Consider the following 20,577-nt stretch of genomic DNA (forward strand, 5'->3'; position numbering starts at 1 on the left):
ACCATGACGAACCAGACCGGCCCCGGCGGCGACGTCCGCCTCACGGGCATAGCCAAGTCCTACGGCTCCTTCACCGCCGTCCACCCCCTCGACCTGACCGTGCCGCAGGGCTCCTTCTTCGCCCTGCTCGGCGCCTCCGGCTGCGGCAAGACCACCACCCTGCGCATGATCGCCGGCCTGGAGGAACCTTCCGCCGGCACCGTGCACCTGGGTGACCAGGACGTGACCGCCCTCCCGCCGTACAAGCGGCCCGTGAACACGGTCTTCCAGTCCTACGCCCTCTTCCCGCACCTCGACATCTTCGAGAACGTCGCCTTCGGCCTGCGCCGGCGCGGCCTCAAGTCGGTGAAGAAGCAGGTCGACGAGATGCTCGACCTCGTCCAGCTCGGCGAGCAGGCCCGCAAGAAGCCGCACCAGCTCTCCGGCGGCCAGCAGCAGCGCGTCGCCGTGGCCCGCGCGCTGATCAACCACCCGAAGGTGCTCCTGCTCGACGAGCCGCTCGGCGCCCTCGACCTCAAGCTGCGCCGCCAGATGCAGCTGGAGCTCAAGCGCATCCAGACCGAGGTCGGCATCACCTTCATCCACGTCACGCACGACCAGGAGGAGGCCATGACCATGGCCGACACGGTCGCCGTGATGAACGCCGGCCGCGTCGAGCAACTGGGCGCACCCACCGACCTCTACGAGAACCCGCGCACGACGTTCGTCGCGAACTTCCTCGGCACCTCCAACTTCATCGAGGCCGAGGTCGACTCCCGGAGCGGCGAGGAGATCGTGCTGAAGGCGGGCGGCGGCAAGCTCGTCCTGCCCGAGGCGCGCTGCTCCGCGCCCACCGCGACCGGCGGCAGGGTGCTGGCCGGCGTCCGCCCGGAGAAGATCTCCCTCAGCCACGCCGACGACGCCGGCGAGATACCGGAGGGCCGCAACCGCATCACGGGCCGGATCGCCGACTCCAGCTTCATCGGCGTCTCCACCCAGTACGTCGTCGACAGCCCGGTCTGCTCCGACTTCGAGGTCTACGCCCAGAACATCGACCGCGACCCCCGCCTGGTGCCCGGCGCCGAGGTCGTCCTGCACTGGAATCCGGCCCACACCTTCGGTCTGGACGCCACGCAGGACGCCGAGGCCGGAGTGGAAGAGGCGGCCTGATGTCGACACTCACCGAGGCGCCACCGCCCCTCGCGCCGCAGGCTCCCGAGCGGAAGCCTCCCCAGCGCCGGGGCCGCTTCACGCCGTACTGGCTGCTGCTCCCCGGCATCCTCTGGCTGCTGGTGTTCTTCGCGCTGCCGATGATCTACCAGGCCTCCACGTCCGTGCAGACGGGCTCCCTGGAGGAGGGCTACAAGGTCACCTGGCACTTCGCCACCTACTGGGACGCGCTGTCCGCCTACTGGCCGCAGTTCGTCCGTTCGGTGCTCTACGCGGGCACGGCGACGGTCCTGTGCCTGCTGCTCGGCTACCCGCTGGCCTATCTGATCGCCTTCCGCGCCGGCCGCTGGAAGAACCTGATCATGATCCTGGTGATCGCGCCGTTCTTCACCAGCTTCCTGATCCGCACCCTGGCCTGGAAGACGATCCTCGCCGACGGCGGACCGGTCGTCGGCGCGCTCAACACGCTGCACGTCCTGGACGTCACCGACTGGCTCGGCATGACCGCAGGCGACCGCGTCCTCGCCACCCCGCTCGCGGTGGTGTGCGGTCTCACGTACAACTTCCTGCCGTTCATGATCCTGCCGCTCTACACCTCGCTGGAGCGCATCGACGGACGGCTCCACGAGGCGGCAGGCGACCTGTACGCCCGGCCCTGGACGACCTTCCGCAAGGTCACCTTCCCGCTGTCGATGCCGGGCGTCGTCTCCGGAACCCTGCTCACCTTCATTCCGGCGGCCGGTGACTACGTGAACGCCGATCTGCTCGGCTCCACCGACACCCGCATGGTCGGAAACGTCATCCAGACACAGTTCCTGAGAGTCCTCGACTATCCGACGGCCGCGGCACTCTCCTTCATCCTCATGGCGGCCATCCTGCTCATGGTCACCCTCTACATCCGCAGGTCCGGGACGGAGGATCTGGTCTAAATGCCCTTCGTCAACTGGCTCAAGAGAAATCTCGTCGTCCTGGCGGGACTGCTGACCCTCGGCTATCTGCTCCTGCCGAACGTCGTCGTGACGGTGTTCTCCTTCAACAAACCGAAGGGGCGCTTCAACTACGAATGGCAGCAGTTCTCCCTGGACGCCTGGAAGGACCCGTGCGGGGTCTCCGGGCTGTGCGGGTCGCTGTCCCTCAGCCTCCAGATAGCGTTCTGGGCGACGCTCGGCGCCACGCTGCTGGGCACCCTGATCGCCTTCGCCCTGGTCCGCTACCGGTTCCGCGCCCGTGGTGCCGTGAACTCGCTGATCTTCCTGCCGATGGCGATGCCCGAGGTCGTCATGGCCGCCTCACTGCTCACCCTGTTCCTCAACATGGGCGCGCAGCTGGGCTTCTGGACGATCCTCATCGCCCACATCATGTTCTGCCTGAGTTTCGTGGTCACGGCCGTCAAGGCGCGTGTGATGTCGATGGACCCGAAACTGGAGGAGGCGGCACGGGACCTGTACGCGGGCCCGTTCCAGACCTTCGTCCGGGTCACCCTGCCGATCGCGGCACCGGGAATCGCGGCGGGCGCGCTGCTCGCTTTCGCGCTCTCCTTCGACGACTTCATCATCACGAATTTCAACGCCGGCTCGACCGTCACGTTCCCCATGTTCGTGTGGGGCTCGGCGCAGCGCGGAACGCCCGTTCAGATCAATGTCATCGGCACGACCATGTTCGTCGTCGCCGTACTGTTCGTCCTGGTTTCCATGGTTGCCGGAAACCGCCGCAACAGGCAGAAGGCATAACCCCGTAGGGAGTTGAAATCATGGCCCCGAGCGCCATGAATCAGTGGACCCGTTCGCTTTCCGACGCCCAGCCGGTCCCGTACTGGCTGGACGACCCCGGCCGGCCCCGGCCCGAACCCGCCCTCACCACCTCCGAGACCTGCGACCTGCTGGTCGTCGGCGGCGGCTACAGCGGGCTGTGGACGGCGCTGATCGCCAAGGAGCGCGACCCGCAGCGGGACGTGGTGCTGGTGGAGGGCCGCGAGGTGGGCTGGGCCGCCTCCGGCCGCAACGGCGGCTTCTGTGCCGCCTCCCTCACCCACGGCCTGCCCAACGGCCTCACCCGCTGGCCCGACGAGATCCACAGGCTCCAGGAACTGGGCGACCGCAACCTCGACGGGATCGAGGCCGCCGTCGCCCGGCACGGCATCGACTGCGACTTCGAACGCACCGGTGAGATCGACGTCGCCACCGAGCCCTACCAGGCGCGCGAACTGCGGGAGTGGCACGAGGAGACCGCCCGGCGGGGCCTGGCCGACGGCGTCGAGTTCCTGGACGCCGACGCCGTACGGGAACAGGTGAACTCACCCACCTTCCAGGCGGGCCTGTGGGACCGCAGGGGCGTCGCCATGCTCAACCCCGCGAAGCTCGCCTGGGGCTTGAAGCGGGCCTGCGTGGAACTGGGCGTGCGCGTCTACGAGCACACCCCCGCCCTGACCCTGAAGCCGTACGGCCCCGGCATGGCCGTCCGCACCCCCTACGGCCGGATCCGCGCCCGCCGGGTCGCCCTCGGCACGAACATCTTCCCGAACCTGGTCAGACGCGTCCGCTCGTACACCGTTCCGGTCTACGACTACGCCCTGATGACCGAGCCGCTCACGCCCGGGCAGCTCGACGCGATCGGCTGGAAGAACCGCCAGGGCCTCGGCGACAGCGCCAACCAGTTCCACTACTTCCGCCTCTCCGCCGACAACCGGATCCTGTGGGGCGGCTACGACGCGATCTACCCCTACGGCGGCCGCGTCCGCGCCGAGTACGACGACCGCCCCGAGACCTACGCCAAACTCGCCGGGCACTTCTTCACCTGCTTCCCGCAGCTGGAGGGCGTCCGCTTCAGCCACGCCTGGGGCGGCGCGATCGACACCTGCTCCCGCTTCTCGGCGTTCTTCGGCAGCGCCCACCAGGGCAAGGTGGCCTACGCGGCCGGGTACACCGGCCTCGGGGTCGGTGCCACCCGCTTCGGCGCCGAGGTGATGCTGGACCTGCTGGCGGGGGAGCGCACCGAGCTCACCGAGCTGGAGATGGTCCGCAGGAAGCCGCTGCCGTTCCCGCCCGAGCCGTTCGCCTGGACGGGCATCGCCCTCACCAAGTGGTCCCTGGCCCGCGCGGACGCCCAGGGCGGCCGTCGCAACCTGTGGCTGCGCACGATGGACCGGTTGGGGCTGGGATTCGACAGCTGACCGACCGGGTGTGATCCGGTTCACTCCAAAGGGGTGCCGGAACCCGCGTAATGGCCGGGGGGACACCCCCTTCTCCCTCGTGATGCCCTCCGGACGCCCCGCGCGTGCGTGAGGTTCGCGAGAGAGAAGGGGGTCTTTGACGATGACCGGTGCGAAGACGGCGGTCGAGTGGCTCGCATCCGTCGCACCCGATCCCGAGGCCTGCCGCTGGGAGTGGGAGCGCAACCCGCTCGGGGTGGCGCTGCTGCCGGCCGGCAGCGCCTGGGACGTGCTCATCCTGCCCGGCGAACTCGGCTACGCCACGCTGGACGTCCTGAGCCGCGTCCTCGACCGGCAGGGGCCCGTGCTCGTCGACTTCGGCGACGCACGCATGGGCTTCTTCGTGCCCCCGGGCACCGCGGCCCGCTGGCTCGGCACAGGCATCCGCACGGCCGGCGCCGGCACCTGGATCGTCGTGCCGTACCCGGGCCGCTCCTCGCCCGGTGGCGTCCGCTGGCTGGTACCGCCCGACGGTTCGGGCCTGCTGACCGACCCGGCCCTGCTGGAACTGGCCATGCACGAGGCGGCGGCGGGGCTGGCGACGGAGAACGACGGTCAGGGCCCCGGTGGTTGAGACCGGCCGGGCGTCGTCACCGTCCGGAGGAACAGCCACAGCGACGTCAGCAGCACCGCGCACAGACACCAACTGCCCACCACGTCCAGGGGCCAGTGGTAGCCGCGCCGGACCAGGCCGTAGCCCGTGCCGAGGACCAGGGCGACGCAGAGGGTGATCAGGGTGCGGCGGGCCGGGGCCGTGCGGAGCCAGGGGAGCAGCAGCAGGGTCGCGCAGCCGTAGGCGATGGCGGCGGTGGCGGTGTGGCCCGAGGGGTAGTAGCCGGTGCCGGGCGGGACGGCCGGGGTGCCCGGGCGGTCGGTGAGTACCTTCAGCGGGACGACCAGCGCCGGGACCAGGGCCAGGAGGAGGGCCGCCGCGGCGCCGGGCAGCCACCACTGGTCCACGCCCGCGCGGCGGTTGCGCACGGCGACGTACCCGGCCGCGACGGCGAGGACCGGCACCGCGACCGGGACGTTGCCCAGGTCGGAGAGGAGTTCGGAGCAGCGGTCCGGGTTCACCAGGACGCGGCTGAGCCGTTCGTCGAGCCGGACGAGCGGGCCGTCGGCGACGACCTGCCAGGTGATCAGGGCGAAGAGGAGCGCCGGAAGGGAGAGCAGGAGGGCGGCGGAGCCCGGGAGCGCGGCGCGTTCCTGGTTCGCGGTGATCGGCATGGGGCACAGCTTGGCACGAGCACCGACGTCCACTCGCGGCCCCTGCGGAGGATCACGTGAACCACCCGGCACTCGACGACGGCCACTTTCGAGCACTGCCGGTGGCTCTTCGCCGGACCGGCCTCGGACCAACGCCCGGGCGGCGCCATCGCGGCATCGAGGCTCGCGGGCGCGGCCCATGGCGCGGACCTCGCGCAGGAAGCGAACGTCGACACCGCCTGGCCGGCTCCCCTGACCGACCTGTTGCGGCGGGCGGCCGAGGCGGGTCACGGCCCGCTCAGCGTCTCGGCACTCACCGAGATGCTCAGGAAGGGGGCGTAGAGGGAGGTCGGCCGCCCCGGAACAGGGGGGGTGGTTCCGGGGCGGCCGTCCGGACCGGAACGTCGCGCGCCCCGGGGGGTTTGGGGCGGGCGACCGTCCGATCGGTGAGGAGATCCAGAGCCTCAGGCTCCGGTTGTGTGCGCGAGGGCACGACCAGGTCGAAGCTGGGGAGGCCCCGGCCTGATGTCACCCACAGTCCCCTGTGGGCGGGGTGTATCTCTCATCTGGGTAGAACCTACGACAGGGGCGGGGCGCAGGACAGGCCGTAGGGCACCCTGTCATCCACCTCGCACACCTTCTTCACACCCTCTGCCGTTGGGGGGCTTCTGATGGATCTCCGCGGCGTCACGACGTCCGGCACGCACGCTCGCCGCACGCCGCGAACGGACAGGTGGCTCCGCCACATGACCGTTCACGGCGCACGCCGATCGCACGCACCGGACGCCGCTCCTTCTTCCACGTAGATCCATCAGAAGCCCCCTAGCCGCCCCGGTAGCGGAACCGGGGCGGCTCACCCGCCCCGACGAGGGCTCGGATGCGCGCGTCGGCGGCTCAGATGCGGGAGAACGCCTGCTCGATGATGTCGAGGCCCTCGTTCAGCAGGTCCTCGCCGATCACCAGCGGGGGCAGGAAGCGGAGCACGTTGCCGTAGGTACCACAGGTCAGGACCAGCAGGCCCTCAGCGTGGCAGGCCTTGGCGAGCGCGCCGGTCGCCTCCGGGTTCGGCTCCTTGGTGGCGCGGTCCTTCACCAGCTCGATGGCGATCATCGCGCCGCGGCCGCGCACGTCGCCGATGATGTCGAACTTCTCGGCCATGGCACCGAGGCGGGCCTTCATGACCGCCTCGATGTTCTTCGCCTTGGCGTTGAGGTCGAGCTCCTTCATCGTCTCGATCGAGCCGAGCGCACCGGCGCAGGCGACGGGGTTGCCGCCGTAGGTGCCGCCCAGGCCGCCGGCGTGCGCGGCGTCCATGATCTCGGCGCGTCCGGTGACGGCCGCGAGCGGCAGACCGCCGGCGATGCCCTTGGCCGTCGTGATCAGGTCCGGGACGATGCCCTCGTCCTCACACGCGAACCACTGACCCGTGCGGCAGAAGCCGGACTGGATCTCGTCGGCGACGAAGACGATGCCGTTGTCCTCGGTGAACTTGCGGATGGCCGGCAGGAAGCCCATGGCCGGCTCGATGAAGCCGCCCTCGCCGAGCACCGGCTCGATGATGACCGCGGCGACGTTCTCGGCGCCGACCTGCTTGCTGATCTGGTCGATGGCCTGCGCGGCGGCCTCGGGGCCGGCGTTCTCGGGCCCGGTCGGCCAGCGGTAGCCGTACGCGACCGGCACCCGGTACACCTCGGGGGCGAACGGGCCGAAGCCGTGCTTGTACGGCATGTTCTTCGCGGTCAGCGCCATGGTGAGGTTGGTGCGCCCGTGGTAGCCGTGGTCGAACACCACGACGGCCTGCCGCTTGGTGTACGCCCGCGCGATCTTCACGGCGTTCTCGACGGCCTCGGCGCCCGAGTTGAACAGGGCGCTCTTCTTGGCGTGGTCACCGGGGGTCAGCTCGGCGAGCGCCTCGGCGACCTCGACGTACCCCTCGTAGGGCGTGACCATGAAACAGGTGTGGGTGAAGTCGGCCAGCTGCGCCGACGCCCGCCGTACGACGGCCTCGGCGGAGGCGCCCACGGACGTCACGGCGATGCCCGACCCGAAGTCGATCAGCCGGTTCCCGTCGACGTCCTCGATGATCCCGCCACCGGCACGCGCCGTGAACACGGGCAGCACGGACCCCACGCCCTGCGCGACCGCGGCGGTACGGCGGGCCTGAAGCTCCTGCGACTTCGGACCGGGAATGGCGGTGACGACGCGGCGCTCCTGCGGAAGTGCGGTCATGCGGGGCTCCTGGGGGTGGTGCGGATGGTCTCGACGGACGCTTGGCTTCTTTTCTCGCAGGCTAGGGCGGGGGAAGGGGGGTGGGCATGCTCCATGTGGGCGTTGTCGGCGGAGCGCCTTGTCCGGGGTGGACATGGCACTCTGACGGACCGGTGCCCACGACCCGGCCGTGTAAGCGGTGAACTCCCCAGGAGAGGGCGTTAGATTGGCTCGCTGATGGTGGACGGAGCGGCTGGTCAGGGGGCAAGGGCGATGGACAGCGACGGGACGCAGGACGCGCGGGGTACGCATGCGAGTCCCGTGCCGCGCCCGGCGGGACCTCCTCAGGTGCCCGCGATGCCTCCCCTGCCGCCCCGGGCGCCGGGGACACCGCCGCTGCCGGACGGGTCGGCGTTCCTCACCTGGCTGCGCGCGCCGCGCCCCGACGCCGCGCCGGGCGTGTGGCGGTTCGGGCACCGGCCGCGGCCCGCCGAGGAACCGGAGGAGATCCCGAACCGGCAGCTGCTGAGCGGGGCGCTGATCGCCTTCCTCGTGGGGTGGCTGATCTGGTCGCTGCTGCAGAACGGCTACCTCGGCACCTGGTGGTGGGTGCCGTTCGACCTCATCGTCCCCGACGCCTGGCGCGGCGGCGACAGCGATCTCGGGGAGACCGGGACGTTCGTCGTCTACCAGGGCTACGAGCTGCTCGTCGCCCTGGCGATCATGGTGGGGGCGGCCCGGCTCGGCCGCTGGGGCGAGGTGTGGCGCCGTTTCGTCACCCCCCGCTTCCGCCGGCCGGCGGCGCAGGAGAGCCGTACGACGCCCGAGGACGACCCGGCCCAGTGGAACGAGCTGCGCGCCGCCGGGGCCGCCGACGCCGCCGAGCGGCTCGCCGCCGAGGCCCGCACCGGGCTGATGCGGGACGTCGACCACGCCCGGATCCTCCGTGCCTGGCAGGGCGTGCGTACGGGGCGGCACAGCCTCGCCACGTTCAGCGGCGCCGTGCTCAAGGACGGTGCCGCCGCGTGCCTGCACCCCTCCGGGGAGCGCGACCTGCCCGCCCGGCTCGCCCGGCACGACCTCGTCACCGGGCAGGTGCGGCTCGGCACCACCGTGGACGACGCCCGCAACCCGTACGCCTACCGCGGCACCGGGCTCGCCCTCGGGCCCGACCTCCTCGGCACCTCGCTCGTCGCCGTCGGCCCCGCCGGATCCGGCAAGACCGGCACCGTCGTCCGCCCCCTCGCCGAGTCGCTCTGTCTGCACGCCCTCGCCGGGCGCGCCGCCGTGGTCGTCGTCGGGGCGGCCGGCGCGGGGCTCGGACCGGCCGACGCGTACGACGTGGTCGTGCGGATCGGGAACCAGGACTCCGAGTACGACCTCGATCTCTACGGCGGCAGCACCGACCCGGACGAGGCCGCCGCCGTGCTCGCCGAGGCGCTCGTAGGCGACCTGGCCGATCCGCACCCCGGCAGCGACAGCCGCCGGTCCACCACCGTCCTCGCCCAGCTGCTCGGGCCCTTCCGGGCCGTGCACGGGCGTTTCCCCTCCGTACCTGAGCTGCGGCAGCTGCTCGACGGCGCGCCCGGGCCGTTCGCCGCGCTGCGCCAGGGGCTCCAGGACGCCGGGCAGGAGTCGCTGCTGCGGGAGCTCGACGCCCGGGAGCGGCAGATGGGGCAGCCCGGGGATGTCGGCGGGGTGCTCGGCGATCGCGTCGCGCTGCTCGACCGGCCCGCCTTCGCCGGGTTCTTCGACACCTCCGGGCAGTCCCGGCCCTTCACGCTCAAGGCCCTCGACCATCCCGTGCGGGTGCGCATCGACCTGCCGCAGCGCGGCCACGCGGACGCCTCCAGGATGCTGGCGCGGCTCGTGCTCGCGCAGTTCACGGCGAGTGTCGCCGTGCGCGAGGACCGGTCGCTGTTCGCCTGCCTCCTGCTGGACGACGCGACCGGGGTGGTGACGCCCGAGGCCGTGCGCGGCATCCAGCGACTGCGGTCCGGCAACGCCGGGGTCGTGCTCACCCTGCGGACCCTGGACGACGTGGCCCGGCCGCTGCGCGGCCCGCTGCTCGGCGCGACCGGCTGCCGGATGGCGCTGTCGGGACTCACCCCCTGGGACGGGCAGGACTTCGCCGAGGTGTGGGGCAAGGAGTGGACCGAGGCCCGCGATGTCACCGACCGGCAGATCATCGCGGAGACCCCGGCCGGCAAGGCCGTGCACATGCTGCGCCGGGTGATCACCGGCAAGGCCCCGACCGCACGGGCGGTGACCGTGCGGCAGGTCGAGCGGGAACGCTGGTCCGCCTCCGAGCTGGCGCACGGCGTACCGGCGGGGCACGCGGTGCTGTCACTGACCGACGTCAAGGGTGAGCACGCGCCTCCGCTGCTGGTGGACCTGCGGGGCTGACCCCTTCCCACCCGCGAGGGCGCGAAGGGACCGTACGGTGAGGCAGAATCGTCACAGGTCGTTCATACGCGGCGGCCAAAAGACACAGTGATCACACCGCCCTGACGCAGAAGGCCTCATGCCCCCGACGCTCGCCTCGCTCGTCCACCACTCCGCGCTGAAGCTGACCGTGCGGGCGGGCCGGGACCGCCTCGACGTGCCGGTCCGTTGGGCGCACCCCAGCGAGCTCGCCGACCCCGTCCCCTACATGGAGGGCGGGGAACTGCTGCTGATCACCGCGCTCAAGCTGGACGCCGAGGACCCGGAGGCCATGCGCCGTTACGTGCGGCGGCTGGCCGGGGCCGGAGTGGCCGGGCTCGGCTTCGCCGTCGGCGTCAACTACGAGGAGATCCCCGCCGCGCTCGTCGACGCGGCCGAAAAGGAGGGCCTGCCGCTGCTGGAGGTCCCTCGCCGCACCCCGTTCCTCGCCATCAGCAAGGCCGTCTCCGCCGCGATCGCCGCCGACCAGTACCGGGCCGTCACCGCCGGGTTCGCCGCCCAGCGGGAGCTGACCCGGCAGGCCCAGACCGGCGGGCCGGAGGGGCTGCTGGCCGCGCTGGCCGCGCAGGTCGACGGCTGGGCGGCGCTGTACGACGCCTCGGGCGCGGTCGTCGCCACGGCACCGGAGTGGGCGGGGCGGCGTGCCGCGCGGCTCACCGGCGACGTGCAGAAGCTGCGGGACCGTCCCGCGCCCGCCTCCTCCGTGGTCGGCGGCCCGGAGAACGAGGACCGGGTCGAGCTGCACACCCTCGGCACCGGCCGCCGCCCCCGGGCGGCCCTCGCCGTCGGCACGGCCGCCGCACCGGGCACCGCCGAGCGCTACGCCGTCCACTCGGCCATCGCGCTGCTGACCCTGACCACGGAACGCTCCCGGTCCCTCCAGGCCGCCGAGCAGCGGGTCGGTGCGGCGGTGCTGCGCATGCTGCTGGCCGGGGAGCCGGACCACGCCCGCGCGGTCGCCGGTGACCTGTACGGCGAGCTGCTGGACGCGCCGTTCCGGATGATGGTCGCGGAGCGGGTGCCGGTGTCGGCGTCCGCCGCGCTGGCCCGCGCCGAGGCGCGCAAGGGCGCTGCCCCCGCCGAGCGGCACTCGGCCGCCGCGCTCGCCGCGGCCGACCCCGGAGGCGACCCCCTCGCGGCCCTCGCCGACGTCGTGGAGTCCGCGGCGGCCCGGGCCGGCGAGGCCGTGCTGGTGGTGCCGGAGGGGGAGCGGCTGGTGGTGCTGGCCGCGGACGGCGGCGCCGCCGCGGCGGCCTGCGGGGAGTACGCGGCCGCCCTGGAGGCGGCCCGGGCGGGGATACGCGAGAAGGTGCCGGGCGGTGAGGAGGACGAACTGGTCGTGGGCCTGTCGGCACCGGCGGGGCCCATCGCCGCGTCCGCCGCGTACAAGCAGGCCGAGCAGGCGCTGTCGGTGGCGCGGCGGCGCGGGCGCGTCCTCGTGGAGCACGAGCGGATGGCGGCCGGATCGGTGCTGCCGCTGCTGGCGGACGACGCGGTGCGGGCCTTCGCCGACGGCATGCTGCGGCCGCTGTACGAGCACGACGCCACGGGCCGCGGCGACCTCGTCGCCTCCTTGCGCGCCTGGCTGTCCAAGCACGGCCAGTGGGACGCGGCGGCGGCCGACCTCGGCGTGCACCGGCACACCCTGCGCTACCGCATGCGCCGGGTCGAGGAGATCCTCGGCCGGTCCCTGGACGACCCGGACGTCCGGATGGAGCTGTGGCTCGCCCTGAAGGCGGCCACCACCGAGTAGCCAAACCGGAGTGTCCGCGTCCCCCACTGCTACGGCTCGGACAAACGCCGTTCGGCCCCCTCGCGCCTACCGTTGATCCCGTAGCACAGGATCACCCCCAACGCCGAAGGGCCGGAACCCACATGACCTCCACCCACGCCTTCTGGCTCGCCGGCCGCCAGGCCACCGGCGAGGACACCTTCGACGTCACCTCCCCCTGGGACGGGCGGCCGGTCGGCACGGTGAGCGTGCCGACGGACGCACAGGTCGAGGAGGCCGTGGCCGCCGCGCACGCCGTTCTGGACGAGTTCGCCGCCACCCCCGCCCACATCCGGGCCGCCGCGCTCGACCACGTCAGCAAGCGCCTCGTCGAGCGCACCGAGGAGATCGCCCGGCTGATCTCCGCCGAGAACGGCAAGCCGATGAAGTGGGCGCGCGGCGAGGTCGGCCGGGCCGTGTCGGTGTTCCGCTTCGCCGCCGAGGAGGCCCGTCGGTTCAACGGCGGCGAGGCCCAGCGGCTCGACACCGACCTCGGCGGCCAGGGCCGGCTCGCCCTCACCCGCCGCTTCCCCAAGGGCGTCGTGCTCGGCATCGCGCCCTTCAACTTCCCGCTGAACCTCTGCGCCCACAAGGTCGCCCCGGCCATCGCCGCCGGCGCCCCGATCATCCTCAAGCCGGCCCCGGCGACCCCGCTGTCCGGCCTGGTCATCGGCGAACTGCTCGCCGAGACCGAGCTGCCCGCGGGCTCCTGGAGCATCCTGCCGGTCGCCAACGACAAGATGCCGGCCCTGGTGCAGGACGAGCGGCTGCCCGTCATCTCCTTCACCGGGTCCGAGAAGGTCGGCTACGCGATCATGGACTCGGTGCCGCGCAAGCACTGCACCCTGGAGCTGGGCGGCAACGGCGCGGCCGTCGTCCTCGCCGACTGGGCGAGCGACGAGGACCTGGAGTGGGCGGCGAACCGCATCGCCACCTTCTCCAACTACCAGGGCGGCCAGTCCTGCATCTCCGTGCAGCGGGTCATCGCCGACGCCTCGGTGTACGACCGGCTGCTGCCGCGCATCGTCGCCGCCGTCGAGGCCCAGGTCACCGGCGACCCGGAGGACGACGCCACCGACGTCGGCCCGCTGGTCAGCGAGGAGGCCGCCCAGCGCGTCGAGACGTGGGTCCAGGAGGCCGTGGACGCCGGGGCGCAGCTGCTCACCGGTGGCAAGCGCGACGGCGCCTCCTACGCGCCCACCGTCCTGGCCGAGGTCCCGGCCGACGTCACGATCTCCTGCGAGGAGGTCTTCGGGCCGGTCCTCACCGTGCAGAAGGCGGACGGCGAGGCCGCGGCCTTCGACGCCGTCAACGACTCCAAGTACGGCCTCCAGGCGGGCGTGTTCACCCACGACCTCCAGACCGCCTTCCGCGCGCACCGGGCCCTGGAGGTCGGCGGTGTCGTCATCGGCGACGTGCCGTCCTACCGCGCCGACCAGATGCCGTACGGCGGCGTCAAGCAGTCCGGCGTGGGCCGTGAGGGCGTGCGGTTCGCCATGGAGGACTACACGTACGAGCGGGTGCTGGTCCTCACCGGCATCAACCTCTAGCTCATGAGAACCATTTTCATGTAAGCTCCGTGAAGAGGCCCGGCACCGATGCCTTCCGGTGCCGGGCCCCTTCTTTACGCCGGCCCGCTCCGGACCCTCAACCGGAGAAGCCGACGTGCGCGAGCCGCAGCGGGCCGCGCAGCCTGAGGCGCACGTCGTGGACGCCCGCCGCGACGACGGGGGCGTCGAGGAGGACGTAGTCGTACGGGCCCGGGGTGGGAGCCGGGGTCGACAGCACCGCGAGCACCGGACCGCCGTCCAGGGACAGCTCGACCGAGCCCTCGCCCGCCACCTCCACCCTCACCCCGGTGACACCTCGCCCGAAGTCGCAGCGCCGGTAGACCAGTTCACCGGGAGCCTCGCCCGCCGCCGTCACCGCGTCCCCCGACACCTTCGTACGGTCCACGATCTCGATGCCGCTGTACTCGTCGAACCCGGCCGCCGGGAGGCCGTGCGCGACGACCGCGCGGGGCAGGGCCGGCTCGCCGTCGAGCGTGACCGTCGCGCGCAGCCGGACGTCCTCGCTGGACGCCCCCGCCAGCAGCTCGTACGTGCCGGGCTCCACCCGCCACCGGTCCTGGGCGACGTCCCAGAACGCGAAGGCGTTCTGCGGGATCTCGAAGCTCAGCTCCGCCTTCGCCCCCGGGGCGAGGGTGACGCGCCGGTGGTCCAGCAGCTCGCGGCGCGGACGCGGCACGGACGGGTCGACGGCCCGTCCGTAGAGCTGGGCCACCTCGTCGGCGGTGACGTCACCGGTGTTGGTGACCGAGAAGGAGGCGCGCACCGCCCCGTCCTCGACCCGGGCCGTCAGGGCGCCGTACGTGAACGACGCGTACGACAGGCCGTGCCCGAAGGGGTACAGGGGTGTCCCCCCGAAGTAGAGGTACGTCTGGCCGGAGCCGATCACGTCGTAGTCGAGGAGGCCGGGCAGGTCGGCGTCGTCGGCGTACCAGGTCTGCGGGAGGCGGCCGGCGGGGGAGACGTCACCGGCCAGGACGCGGGCCAGGGCGGTGCCGGCCGCCTGGCCGCCGTGCGCGGTCCACAGCACCGCGGGGAGCGCGGCGGTGTCGACGGCGTAGGGGTAGGCGGAGACCAGCGCCAGCACAGTGGCCGGGTTCGCCGCGCGGGCCGCCCGCAGCAGCCGTTCCTGGTGGTCCGGCAGGCGCAGGGTCGTGCGGTCCTCGGTCTCCCGGCCGTTGATGTACGGGTCGTTGCCCGCGACCACCACGACCACGTCGGCCGCCGCGGCGGCACGCGCCGCCGCCTCCTCGCCGCGCTCGGCGACGACCAGCTCGAAGACCTCGGGGTCCGCGTCGGCAACCTTCACGCCGTCGGCGGAGACACACACGTGGCGACCTGTCCCCAGGTGCTTGAGGAGGTGCCCGTTCCCGTGCGGTTCCAGACGGAACGTCTCCTGCACGATCCAGCCGCCCGGCTGGTCGGCGGAGGCCCGGAGGAAGCCGTCTTCGGCGACCGAGAGGTAGCGGCCGTCGGGGGCGCGCAGAGTCAGGACGCCCTGCCCCCACTCGGCGAGCGCCAGTTCGGTGCCCTCGGCGTCGGTCGTGAGCGCGGGCAGGTCGGTGCGGCCCGTGAGCAGGGCCGGGTCGAGTGCGCCCTCGGCCCCGCGCGCCTCGGCGGCCGCCCCCTCGGTCACCGGCACGTGCAGGAACGCACCGGTGGAGGTCTTCAGCCGGACGCGGTCCACGCCCTCCGCGAACTCCACCCGCTGCGCGCCGAACCGCTCGTACAGGCCCTCCAGCGGGGTCGAGCGGTGGATGAGCGTGCCGCTGTACCAGTCGAGCTTGCACTCGTCGGCGAGCAGCCCGACCACCGCCACGCGGGTGTCCGGGGCGAGCGGCAGCACCCCGTCGTTCTCGAGCAGCACGATCGCCTGCTCGGCGGCCTCCTGGGCGAGGGCGCGGTGCGCCGGGGTGTCGAACGCGCCGGTGGCGTCGTGCGGGTCGTGGCCCGGGTCGAACTCGCCGAGCCGGAAACGGACCGAGAGCTGCCGGCGGACGGCCGTGTCGACATCGGCCTCGGTCAGCAGACCGCGCTCCAGGGCACCGCGCAGCCGCCCGGTCATCTGCGAGGAGTCCGTGCCGTGGTCGGTGAAGCTGTCGACCCCCGCGACGAGGGAGGCGGCGGTGGCCTCCTCGTGGGTGTCGAAGTAGTGCTCCGAGTCGACCAGGTTGCTCGGCGCGCCCGCGTCCGAACAGACCAGCAGCTCCTCGTCCGTCCAGGCGCGCAAGTGCTCGCGCAGGTACGGCGACACGTGGTTCGGGCGGCCGTTGACCAGGTTGTACGCCGGCATCACCCCGGCCACCGCGCCCGCCTCGACGGTGTCGCGGAAGGCCCGCAGGTCGTACTCGTGCAGCACGCGCGGGCGCACCGAGCTCGACGTCGTGGAGCGGTCCGTCTCGTTGTTGTGGGCCAGCCAGTGCTTCAGCACGGGCGCCGTGCGCCAGTAGGTGGGGTGGTCGCCGCGCAGCCCGTGGGTGTAGGCGGTGGCGATCGCCGAGGTGAGCTTCGGATCCTCCGAGTAGCCCTCCTCGTTGCGGCCCCACAAGGGATGGCGCAGCAGGTTGACCGTCGGGGACCAGACGTTGAGGCCGACCCGGTCGTCCTGGGCGCGCATCGCGCGGATCTCCTTGGACACCGCGTCGCCGACGCGCCGCACCAGGTCCGGGTTCCAGGTGGCGCCGAGACCGACCGCCTGCGGGAACACCGTCGCCGGGCCCATCCACGCCACGCCGTGCAGGGCCTCCTGGCCGGTGCGGAAGGCGGCGAGGCCGAGCCGCTCGACGGCGGGGGCGAACTGGTGCAGGAAGGACGTCTTCTCGTCGAGGGTGAGCCGCCCCAGCAGATCGTCGACGCGCTTCGCGAACGGCAGCTGCGGATCGCGGAACGGTTCGGTGGGCGGCGGGTGTGCGGTCACGTGGGGGTCCCCCCTGCGATGGATCGGCGAGGCGCTTTCGAAGCGCTTCGATGCTGGGTCGACGACGGGGTGGGTGTCAAGAGCAGGCGCCGTCACTTCAAGTCGGGCATGAGGAACGGTCCCTTCCCGCGCCTGCGAGGAAGTTTGGGGACGACCCTTGTGCGCCCTGGGGTGTTCACTTAACCTCACAGCAACATCGAAGCGCTTCGACTGATGAAGCCCCTCTGGTCGAAGTGTCGCTTCTGCTCAGCCAGTTCCACTCGAGACACCGCAGCCGACGGCCTTCCGCCGGGTGTCCTGGTGCGCCATGAAGGGTTGACGCAATGACGCCGAACGCCGCCTCCGCCTCCTCCGGACCGAGCCGGAGAAGTTTCCTCGCCTCCACGGCAGTGGCCACCGCGGCCGTGGCGGGCGGGATGCCGCTGCTCGCCGCGTGCGGCGGGTCGGAGGGTGGGTCGAAGGACGGCACGACGTCCGGCAAGAGCGCCAAGAAGCTGCTGCCGGCCTACGTCGCGAGCAACGTGGTCTCGCCGGACATCCCGTCCAAGAACGGCTCGGCCATGGGCTTCACCGCCAAGCTCGACCTGGCCGGCCTCAAGACCTCGGTGCCGAAGAAGCTCGGCAAGGGCAGCCGCATCAAGATCATGTCGCCGTTCTGGGGCACACCGCCGAAGGGCACCAACCCCTACTACACGACGATGAACGACCTGATCGGCGTCGACATCACGTGGCAGAACCAGGACGGCAACACCTACGACGAGAAGCTGGGCGCGGTACTCGCCTCCAGCGACCTGCCGGACGTCGTGGTCATCCCGAGCTGGAACATGGGCGGCAAGATACCCAGCGCCATCATCAGCAAGTTCGCCGACCTGGGCCCGTATCTGTCCGGGGACGCGATCAAGAAGTACCCCAACCTCGCGGCCATCCCTAGCGGCGCCTGGCAGTACTCCATCTTCGGCGGCAAGCTGCGCGGCCTGCCCCAGCCCGCCCCCTCCGTCACCGGCATCGTGCCCTTCTACCGCAAGGACGTCTTCGACAAGGAGGGCTACGAGCTCCCCAAGTCCCCGGACGAGTTCCTCACTCTCGCCAAGGAGATCAGCCGGCCCAAGTCCAAGGTGTGGGCCTGTGACGACATGAAGTGGTCCGCCTTCCAGTTCTTCGGCGTGCTCTCAGGCAGCGAGAAGCCGCTCGGCTGGAACCTGACCGACGGCAAGATGATCTACCGGGTGGAAACCGAGGAGTTCCTGGAGGCCCTGGAGTGGACGCGCAAGCTCTACGCGGCCGGTGTGGTCCACCCGGACGCCAAGGCGGTCCAGGGCACGCCCGGTGACCGGTTCACCGCGGGGCAGGTGCTGATCTACAACGGCAACATCTCGGACTGGTGGGGCAAGATGGCCGAGCAGGCGGGCCGGAACTCCGCATTGCGCATCTCCGGCATGGACATCTTCGGCGCCGACGGCGGCGACCCCCAGCTGTGGGCCGGATCCCCCGCGGGCATCTTCGCCTTCGTCAACAAGAAGGCCTCCAAGGCCGTGGTCGAGGACGTCCTCGCCGCCGCCAACGTCACCGCCGCCCCGTACGGCACCAAGGAGTACATGCTCACCAACTACGGGGTGGAGGGCACGCACTACACCGTCAAGGACGGGGTGCCCACCAAGAACGACAAGGGCAATCAGGAGGTCATCAACGCCTATGTGATGCTCGCCAGCCCCGCCCCGACCATCGCGCACCCGGACCTTCCGGAGATCGCGAAGGAGCAGGTGGAGTGGCAGCAGCGGATGGGCGCCTTCACCAAGAAGTCCACCTTCTGGGGCATGCAGATCACCGAACCGGCCCGCTACACCAACCTCTCGAACGACTTCGAGCAGTTGGAGGACGACATCGTCCGCGGCCGCAAGAAGATCAGCGACATGCAGCAAGCCGTTTCCGACTGGAAGAAGCAGGGCGGCGACAAGCTGCGGGACTGGTACCAGAAGCTGCACGACACCAACGGTTCGGCACAGTGACCCGGCGCTGAGGCAAGGAGGAATCCGTGTCCAACAGCACGGTGCCTCGCAGCAGGGCCGAGGCGGAGACCACCGAGACGGCTTCCCGGGCGGCGGACGCCACCGGGGAGCAGCCGGGCAAGAGGAAACTCTCCGGCAGACTGAGCCTCCGGCTGCGGCTCCGCCGCGACCGCACGCTGATCCTCATGACCCTGCCGGCCGTCGTGCTGGTCCTGGTCTTCAACTACATACCGATCCTGGGCAACGTCGTCGCCTTCCAGGAGTACGACCCGTACGTCAGCGACAACGGCTTCGTCGCCATGCTGGAGAGCCCCTGGGTGGGCGTCGAGCAGTTCCAGCGCATCTTCGCGGACTCGGCGTTCTGGGACGCCGTACGGAACACGCTCGTGCTGTTCGGCCTCCAGCTGGTGCTGTTCTTCCCCATCCCGATCGTGCTCGCGCTGCTCATCAACAGCGTGATCCGGCCCCGGATCCGGGCGGTGTCGCAGGCGATCCTGTACCTGCCGCACTTCTTCTCCTGGGTGCTGGTGATCACCGTCTTCCAGCAGATCTTCGGCGGGGCGGGCATCATCGCGCAGACCCTGCGCCGGCACGGTTACGAGGGCTTCGACCTCATGACCGACCCGGGGATCTTCAAGTTCCTGGTGACGGCGGAGGGAGTCTGGAAGGACGCGGGCTGGGGCATCATCGTCTTCCTCGCCGCGCTGGCCTCCGTGAGCCCCGACCTGTACGAGGCGGCGGCCATGGACGGGGCCGGGCGCTGGCGCCGGATGTGGCACGTCACGCTGCCCGCGCTGCGCCCCGTGATCGCCCTGCTGCTGGTGCTGCGGGTCGGTGACGCGCTCACGGTCGGCTTCGAGCAGATCCTGCTGCAACGCGACGCCGTGGGGCCGGGGGCGGCGGAGGTCCTCGACACCTACGTGTGGTGGAACGGCGTCCGCAACCAGGACTTCAGCTACGCGGCGGCGGCCGGACTCATCAAGGGTCTGGTGAGCGTGGCGCTCGTCCTCGCCGCGAACAAGGTGGCCCACTTCATGGGCGAGCAGGGGGTGTACAAGAAGTGACCGCCGTCATCGACAAGGCCGCCCTCGACGAGGCGGCGCGCGAGCCCCGCTGGTGGGAGGCTCCGCCGAGGCCCGTCTGGGAGGACGAGCCGAGCAAGGCCGGAGTCGCGGGCAAGGGCATCGTCCTGGCCGCCGCCTGCCTCGCCGTCCTCTTCCCGCTGTGGATCGTCATCGTCACCAGCCTGTCCTCGAAGCAGACGATCAACGCGGCCGGCGGGCTGGTGGTCATCCCGAAGGACATCACCTTCGTCGCCTACCAGGAACTGCTGAGCGGCGGGCAGGTGACCCGGGCCGCCATCGTCAGCGTGTGCGTCACACTGGCCGGCACGGCGTTCTCCATGGCGGTGTCGGTGCTGGCCGCCTACGGTCTGTCCCGCAGCGGGTCGCTGGGGCACCGCTGGCTGCTGATGACGCTGCTCGCCACGATGTTCTTCGGGGCCGGGCTCATCCCGACCTATCTGCTGGTGCAGTCCCTCGGCCTGACCGACACGTATCTCGCGCTGATCCTGCCGAGTGCCGTGAGTGTCTTCAACATCCTCGTGCTGCGGGCGTTCTTCATGGGCATCTCGCCGGAGCTCATCGACAGTGCGCGTATCGACGGGGCGGGGGACTGGCGGATCCTCTGGCAGATCGTCATGCCGCTCTCACGGGCCGTCATCGCGGTGATCACGCTGTTCTACGCGGTGGGGTACTGGAGTGCCTGGTTCAACGCGTCGATCTACCTCAGCGACCAGAGCATGATGCCGCTCCAGAACGTCATGATCCAGCTGGTGCAGAAGCAGGAAGCACCGGTCGGGGTGAGTCAGGCGATCAAGACCGGGCAGATCTCCGCGCTGGCGATCCAGATGGCCGTGATGGTGATGGCGTTGCTGCCGGTGGCCGTGATCTCCCCGTTCGTCCAGAAGCACTTCAAGAAGGGCATGCTCACGGGGGCCGTCAAGGGCTGAACGCCCTCCGGCCGGAAGGTCACTGCGGCGGCGTCGTGGCCGATCGCGCAGTTCCCCGCGCCCCTGAGGTATGTCTCCCCCACCCCTT

General features: G+C 71.4%; 15 protein-coding genes and 1 pseudogene. 12 read left to right on the top strand and 4 right to left on the bottom strand.

What is annotated here, in order from left to right:
• Positions 1 to 3 precede the first annotated feature (3 nt).
• The 5 genes from AB0E85_RS08370 (at position 4) to AB0E85_RS08390 (ending at position 4,931) form a co-directional block, all read left to right on the top strand.
• Positions 4 to 1,149 carry an ABC transporter ATP-binding protein gene (locus tag AB0E85_RS08370; protein WP_361924064.1) on the top strand — a complete coding sequence of 382 codons (1,146 nt, stop codon included), beginning with the start codon at positions 4 to 6 and terminating at the stop codon, positions 1,147 to 1,149.
• Positions 1,149 to 2,078: an ABC transporter permease gene (locus AB0E85_RS08375; RefSeq protein ID WP_361923939.1), complete on the top strand. Its 930-nt coding sequence runs from the start codon at positions 1,149 to 1,151 to the stop codon at positions 2,076 to 2,078. Before AB0E85_RS08370 ends, AB0E85_RS08375 begins: the two co-directional genes overlap by 1 nt.
• On the top strand, positions 2,079 to 2,879 hold the full coding sequence (locus AB0E85_RS08380; RefSeq protein ID WP_107459217.1) for an ABC transporter permease: 801 nt from the start codon (positions 2,079 to 2,081) through the stop codon (positions 2,877 to 2,879).
• A gap of 20 nt (positions 2,880 to 2,899) precedes the next feature.
• Entirely contained in the window at positions 2,900 to 4,318 is a 1,419-nt protein-coding gene (locus AB0E85_RS08385) for an FAD-dependent oxidoreductase (protein ID WP_361923942.1), read from the top strand.
• A 142-nt stretch (positions 4,319 to 4,460) separates the two neighbouring features.
• Positions 4,461 to 4,931 carry a hypothetical protein gene (locus tag AB0E85_RS08390; protein WP_062929348.1) on the top strand — a complete coding sequence of 157 codons (471 nt, stop codon included), beginning with the start codon at positions 4,461 to 4,463 and terminating at the stop codon, positions 4,929 to 4,931.
• On the opposite strand, the gene AB0E85_RS08395 is transcribed toward AB0E85_RS08390, so the two are convergent.
• On the bottom strand, positions 4,913 to 5,584 hold the full coding sequence (locus AB0E85_RS08395) for a phosphatase PAP2 family protein (protein ID WP_361923944.1): 672 nt from the start codon (positions 5,582 to 5,584) through the stop codon (positions 4,913 to 4,915). The two genes, AB0E85_RS08390 and AB0E85_RS08395, sit on opposite strands and share 19 nt — an antisense overlap.
• A 147-nt stretch (positions 5,585 to 5,731) precedes the next feature.
• Here AB0E85_RS08395 and AB0E85_RS08400 point away from each other — a divergent pair, with 147 nt between their 5' ends.
• Positions 5,732 to 5,905: a hypothetical protein gene (locus tag AB0E85_RS08400; protein WP_361924066.1), complete on the top strand. Its 174-nt coding sequence runs from the start codon at positions 5,732 to 5,734 to the stop codon at positions 5,903 to 5,905.
• A gap of 8 nt (positions 5,906 to 5,913) precedes the next feature.
• Here the strand turns inward: AB0E85_RS08400 and AB0E85_RS08405 are convergent.
• Together AB0E85_RS08405 and gabT are read right to left on the bottom strand one after the other, a co-directional pair.
• Positions 5,914 to 6,129: pseudogene (locus AB0E85_RS08405) on the bottom strand (phosphoesterase); the annotation flags it as partial.
• 328 nt (positions 6,130 to 6,457) lie between these two features.
• Positions 6,458 to 7,792, bottom strand: a complete 1,335-nt coding sequence (gene gabT, locus AB0E85_RS08410) for a 4-aminobutyrate--2-oxoglutarate transaminase (protein ID WP_361923946.1) — start codon at positions 7,790 to 7,792, stop codon at positions 6,458 to 6,460.
• Positions 7,793 to 8,044: 252 nt separating this feature from the next.
• On the opposite strand from gabT, the gene AB0E85_RS08415 reads away from it, so the two are divergent.
• The 3 genes from AB0E85_RS08415 to AB0E85_RS08425 all read left to right on the top strand — a co-directional run bounded on the left by AB0E85_RS08415 (position 8,045) and on the right by AB0E85_RS08425 (position 13,537).
• Complete coding sequence (locus AB0E85_RS08415; RefSeq protein WP_361923948.1) at positions 8,045 to 10,177, top strand: ATP-binding protein; 2,133 nt, start codon at positions 8,045 to 8,047, stop codon at positions 10,175 to 10,177.
• 118 nt (positions 10,178 to 10,295) lie between these two features.
• Positions 10,296 to 11,969 (top strand): PucR family transcriptional regulator, encoded by a 1,674-nt coding sequence (locus AB0E85_RS08420; RefSeq protein ID WP_361923950.1) that lies wholly within the window; start codon positions 10,296 to 10,298, stop codon positions 11,967 to 11,969.
• A gap of 122 nt (positions 11,970 to 12,091) precedes the next feature.
• Positions 12,092 to 13,537 (top strand): aldehyde dehydrogenase family protein, encoded by a 1,446-nt coding sequence (locus tag AB0E85_RS08425; protein ID WP_361923952.1) that lies wholly within the window; start codon positions 12,092 to 12,094, stop codon positions 13,535 to 13,537.
• A 97-nt stretch (positions 13,538 to 13,634) separates the two neighbouring features.
• Here the strand turns inward: AB0E85_RS08425 and AB0E85_RS08430 are convergent, their stop codons facing one another.
• Positions 13,635 to 16,472, bottom strand: coding sequence for a glycoside hydrolase family 3 C-terminal domain-containing protein (locus AB0E85_RS08430; protein ID WP_361923954.1), 2,838 nt, complete (start codon positions 16,470 to 16,472; stop codon positions 13,635 to 13,637).
• A 323-nt stretch (positions 16,473 to 16,795) separates the two neighbouring features.
• Between AB0E85_RS08430 and AB0E85_RS08435 the strand changes: the two genes are divergently transcribed.
• The 3 genes from AB0E85_RS08435 to AB0E85_RS08445 are packed head-to-tail and all read left to right on the top strand — an operon-like array spanning position 16,796 to position 20,489.
• Positions 16,796 to 18,478 carry an extracellular solute-binding protein gene (locus AB0E85_RS08435; protein WP_361923956.1) on the top strand — a complete coding sequence of 561 codons (1,683 nt, stop codon included), beginning with the start codon at positions 16,796 to 16,798 and terminating at the stop codon, positions 18,476 to 18,478.
• A gap of 26 nt (positions 18,479 to 18,504) precedes the next feature.
• Positions 18,505 to 19,542, top strand: coding sequence for an ABC transporter permease subunit (locus AB0E85_RS08440; RefSeq protein WP_361923958.1), 1,038 nt, complete (start codon positions 18,505 to 18,507; stop codon positions 19,540 to 19,542).
• The gene (locus tag AB0E85_RS08445; protein WP_361923960.1) at positions 19,539 to 20,489 is read left to right on the top strand and encodes a carbohydrate ABC transporter permease; all 951 of its coding nucleotides are present in this window, start codon (positions 19,539 to 19,541) and stop codon (positions 20,487 to 20,489) included. The genes AB0E85_RS08440 and AB0E85_RS08445 overlap by 4 nt, the downstream gene beginning before the upstream one ends.
• Positions 20,490 to 20,577: the final 88 nt, after the last annotated feature.

The organism is Streptomyces sp. NPDC029044 (assembly GCF_040637495.1).
Lineage (GTDB): Bacteria > Actinomycetota > Actinomycetes > Streptomycetales > Streptomycetaceae > Streptomyces.

What these genes read in the sequence shown, in the direction of transcription:
- AB0E85_RS08370 (WP_361924064.1), top strand. Translation starts at nt 4, where the DNA reads ATGACGAACCAGACCGGCCCCGGCGGCGACGTCCGCCTCACGGGCATA.
- AB0E85_RS08375 (WP_361923939.1), top strand. Translation starts at nt 1,149, where the DNA reads ATGTCGACACTCACCGAGGCGCCACCGCCCCTCGCGCCGCAGGCTCCC.
- AB0E85_RS08380 (WP_107459217.1), top strand. Translation starts at nt 2,079, where the DNA reads ATGCCCTTCGTCAACTGGCTCAAGAGAAATCTCGTCGTCCTGGCGGGA.
- AB0E85_RS08385 (WP_361923942.1), top strand. Translation starts at nt 2,900, where the DNA reads ATGGCCCCGAGCGCCATGAATCAGTGGACCCGTTCGCTTTCCGACGCC.
- AB0E85_RS08390 (WP_062929348.1), top strand. Translation starts at nt 4,461, where the DNA reads ATGACCGGTGCGAAGACGGCGGTCGAGTGGCTCGCATCCGTCGCACCC.
- AB0E85_RS08395 (WP_361923944.1), bottom strand. Translation starts at nt 5,584, where the DNA reads ATGCCGATCACCGCGAACCAGGAACGCGCCGCGCTCCCGGGCTCCGCC.
- gabT (WP_361923946.1), bottom strand. Translation starts at nt 7,792, where the DNA reads ATGACCGCACTTCCGCAGGAGCGCCGCGTCGTCACCGCCATTCCCGGT.
- AB0E85_RS08415 (WP_361923948.1), top strand. Translation starts at nt 8,045, where the DNA reads ATGGACAGCGACGGGACGCAGGACGCGCGGGGTACGCATGCGAGTCCC.
- AB0E85_RS08420 (WP_361923950.1), top strand. Translation starts at nt 10,296, where the DNA reads ATGCCCCCGACGCTCGCCTCGCTCGTCCACCACTCCGCGCTGAAGCTG.
- AB0E85_RS08425 (WP_361923952.1), top strand. Translation starts at nt 12,092, where the DNA reads ATGACCTCCACCCACGCCTTCTGGCTCGCCGGCCGCCAGGCCACCGGC.
- AB0E85_RS08435 (WP_361923956.1), top strand. Translation starts at nt 16,796, where the DNA reads ATGACGCCGAACGCCGCCTCCGCCTCCTCCGGACCGAGCCGGAGAAGT.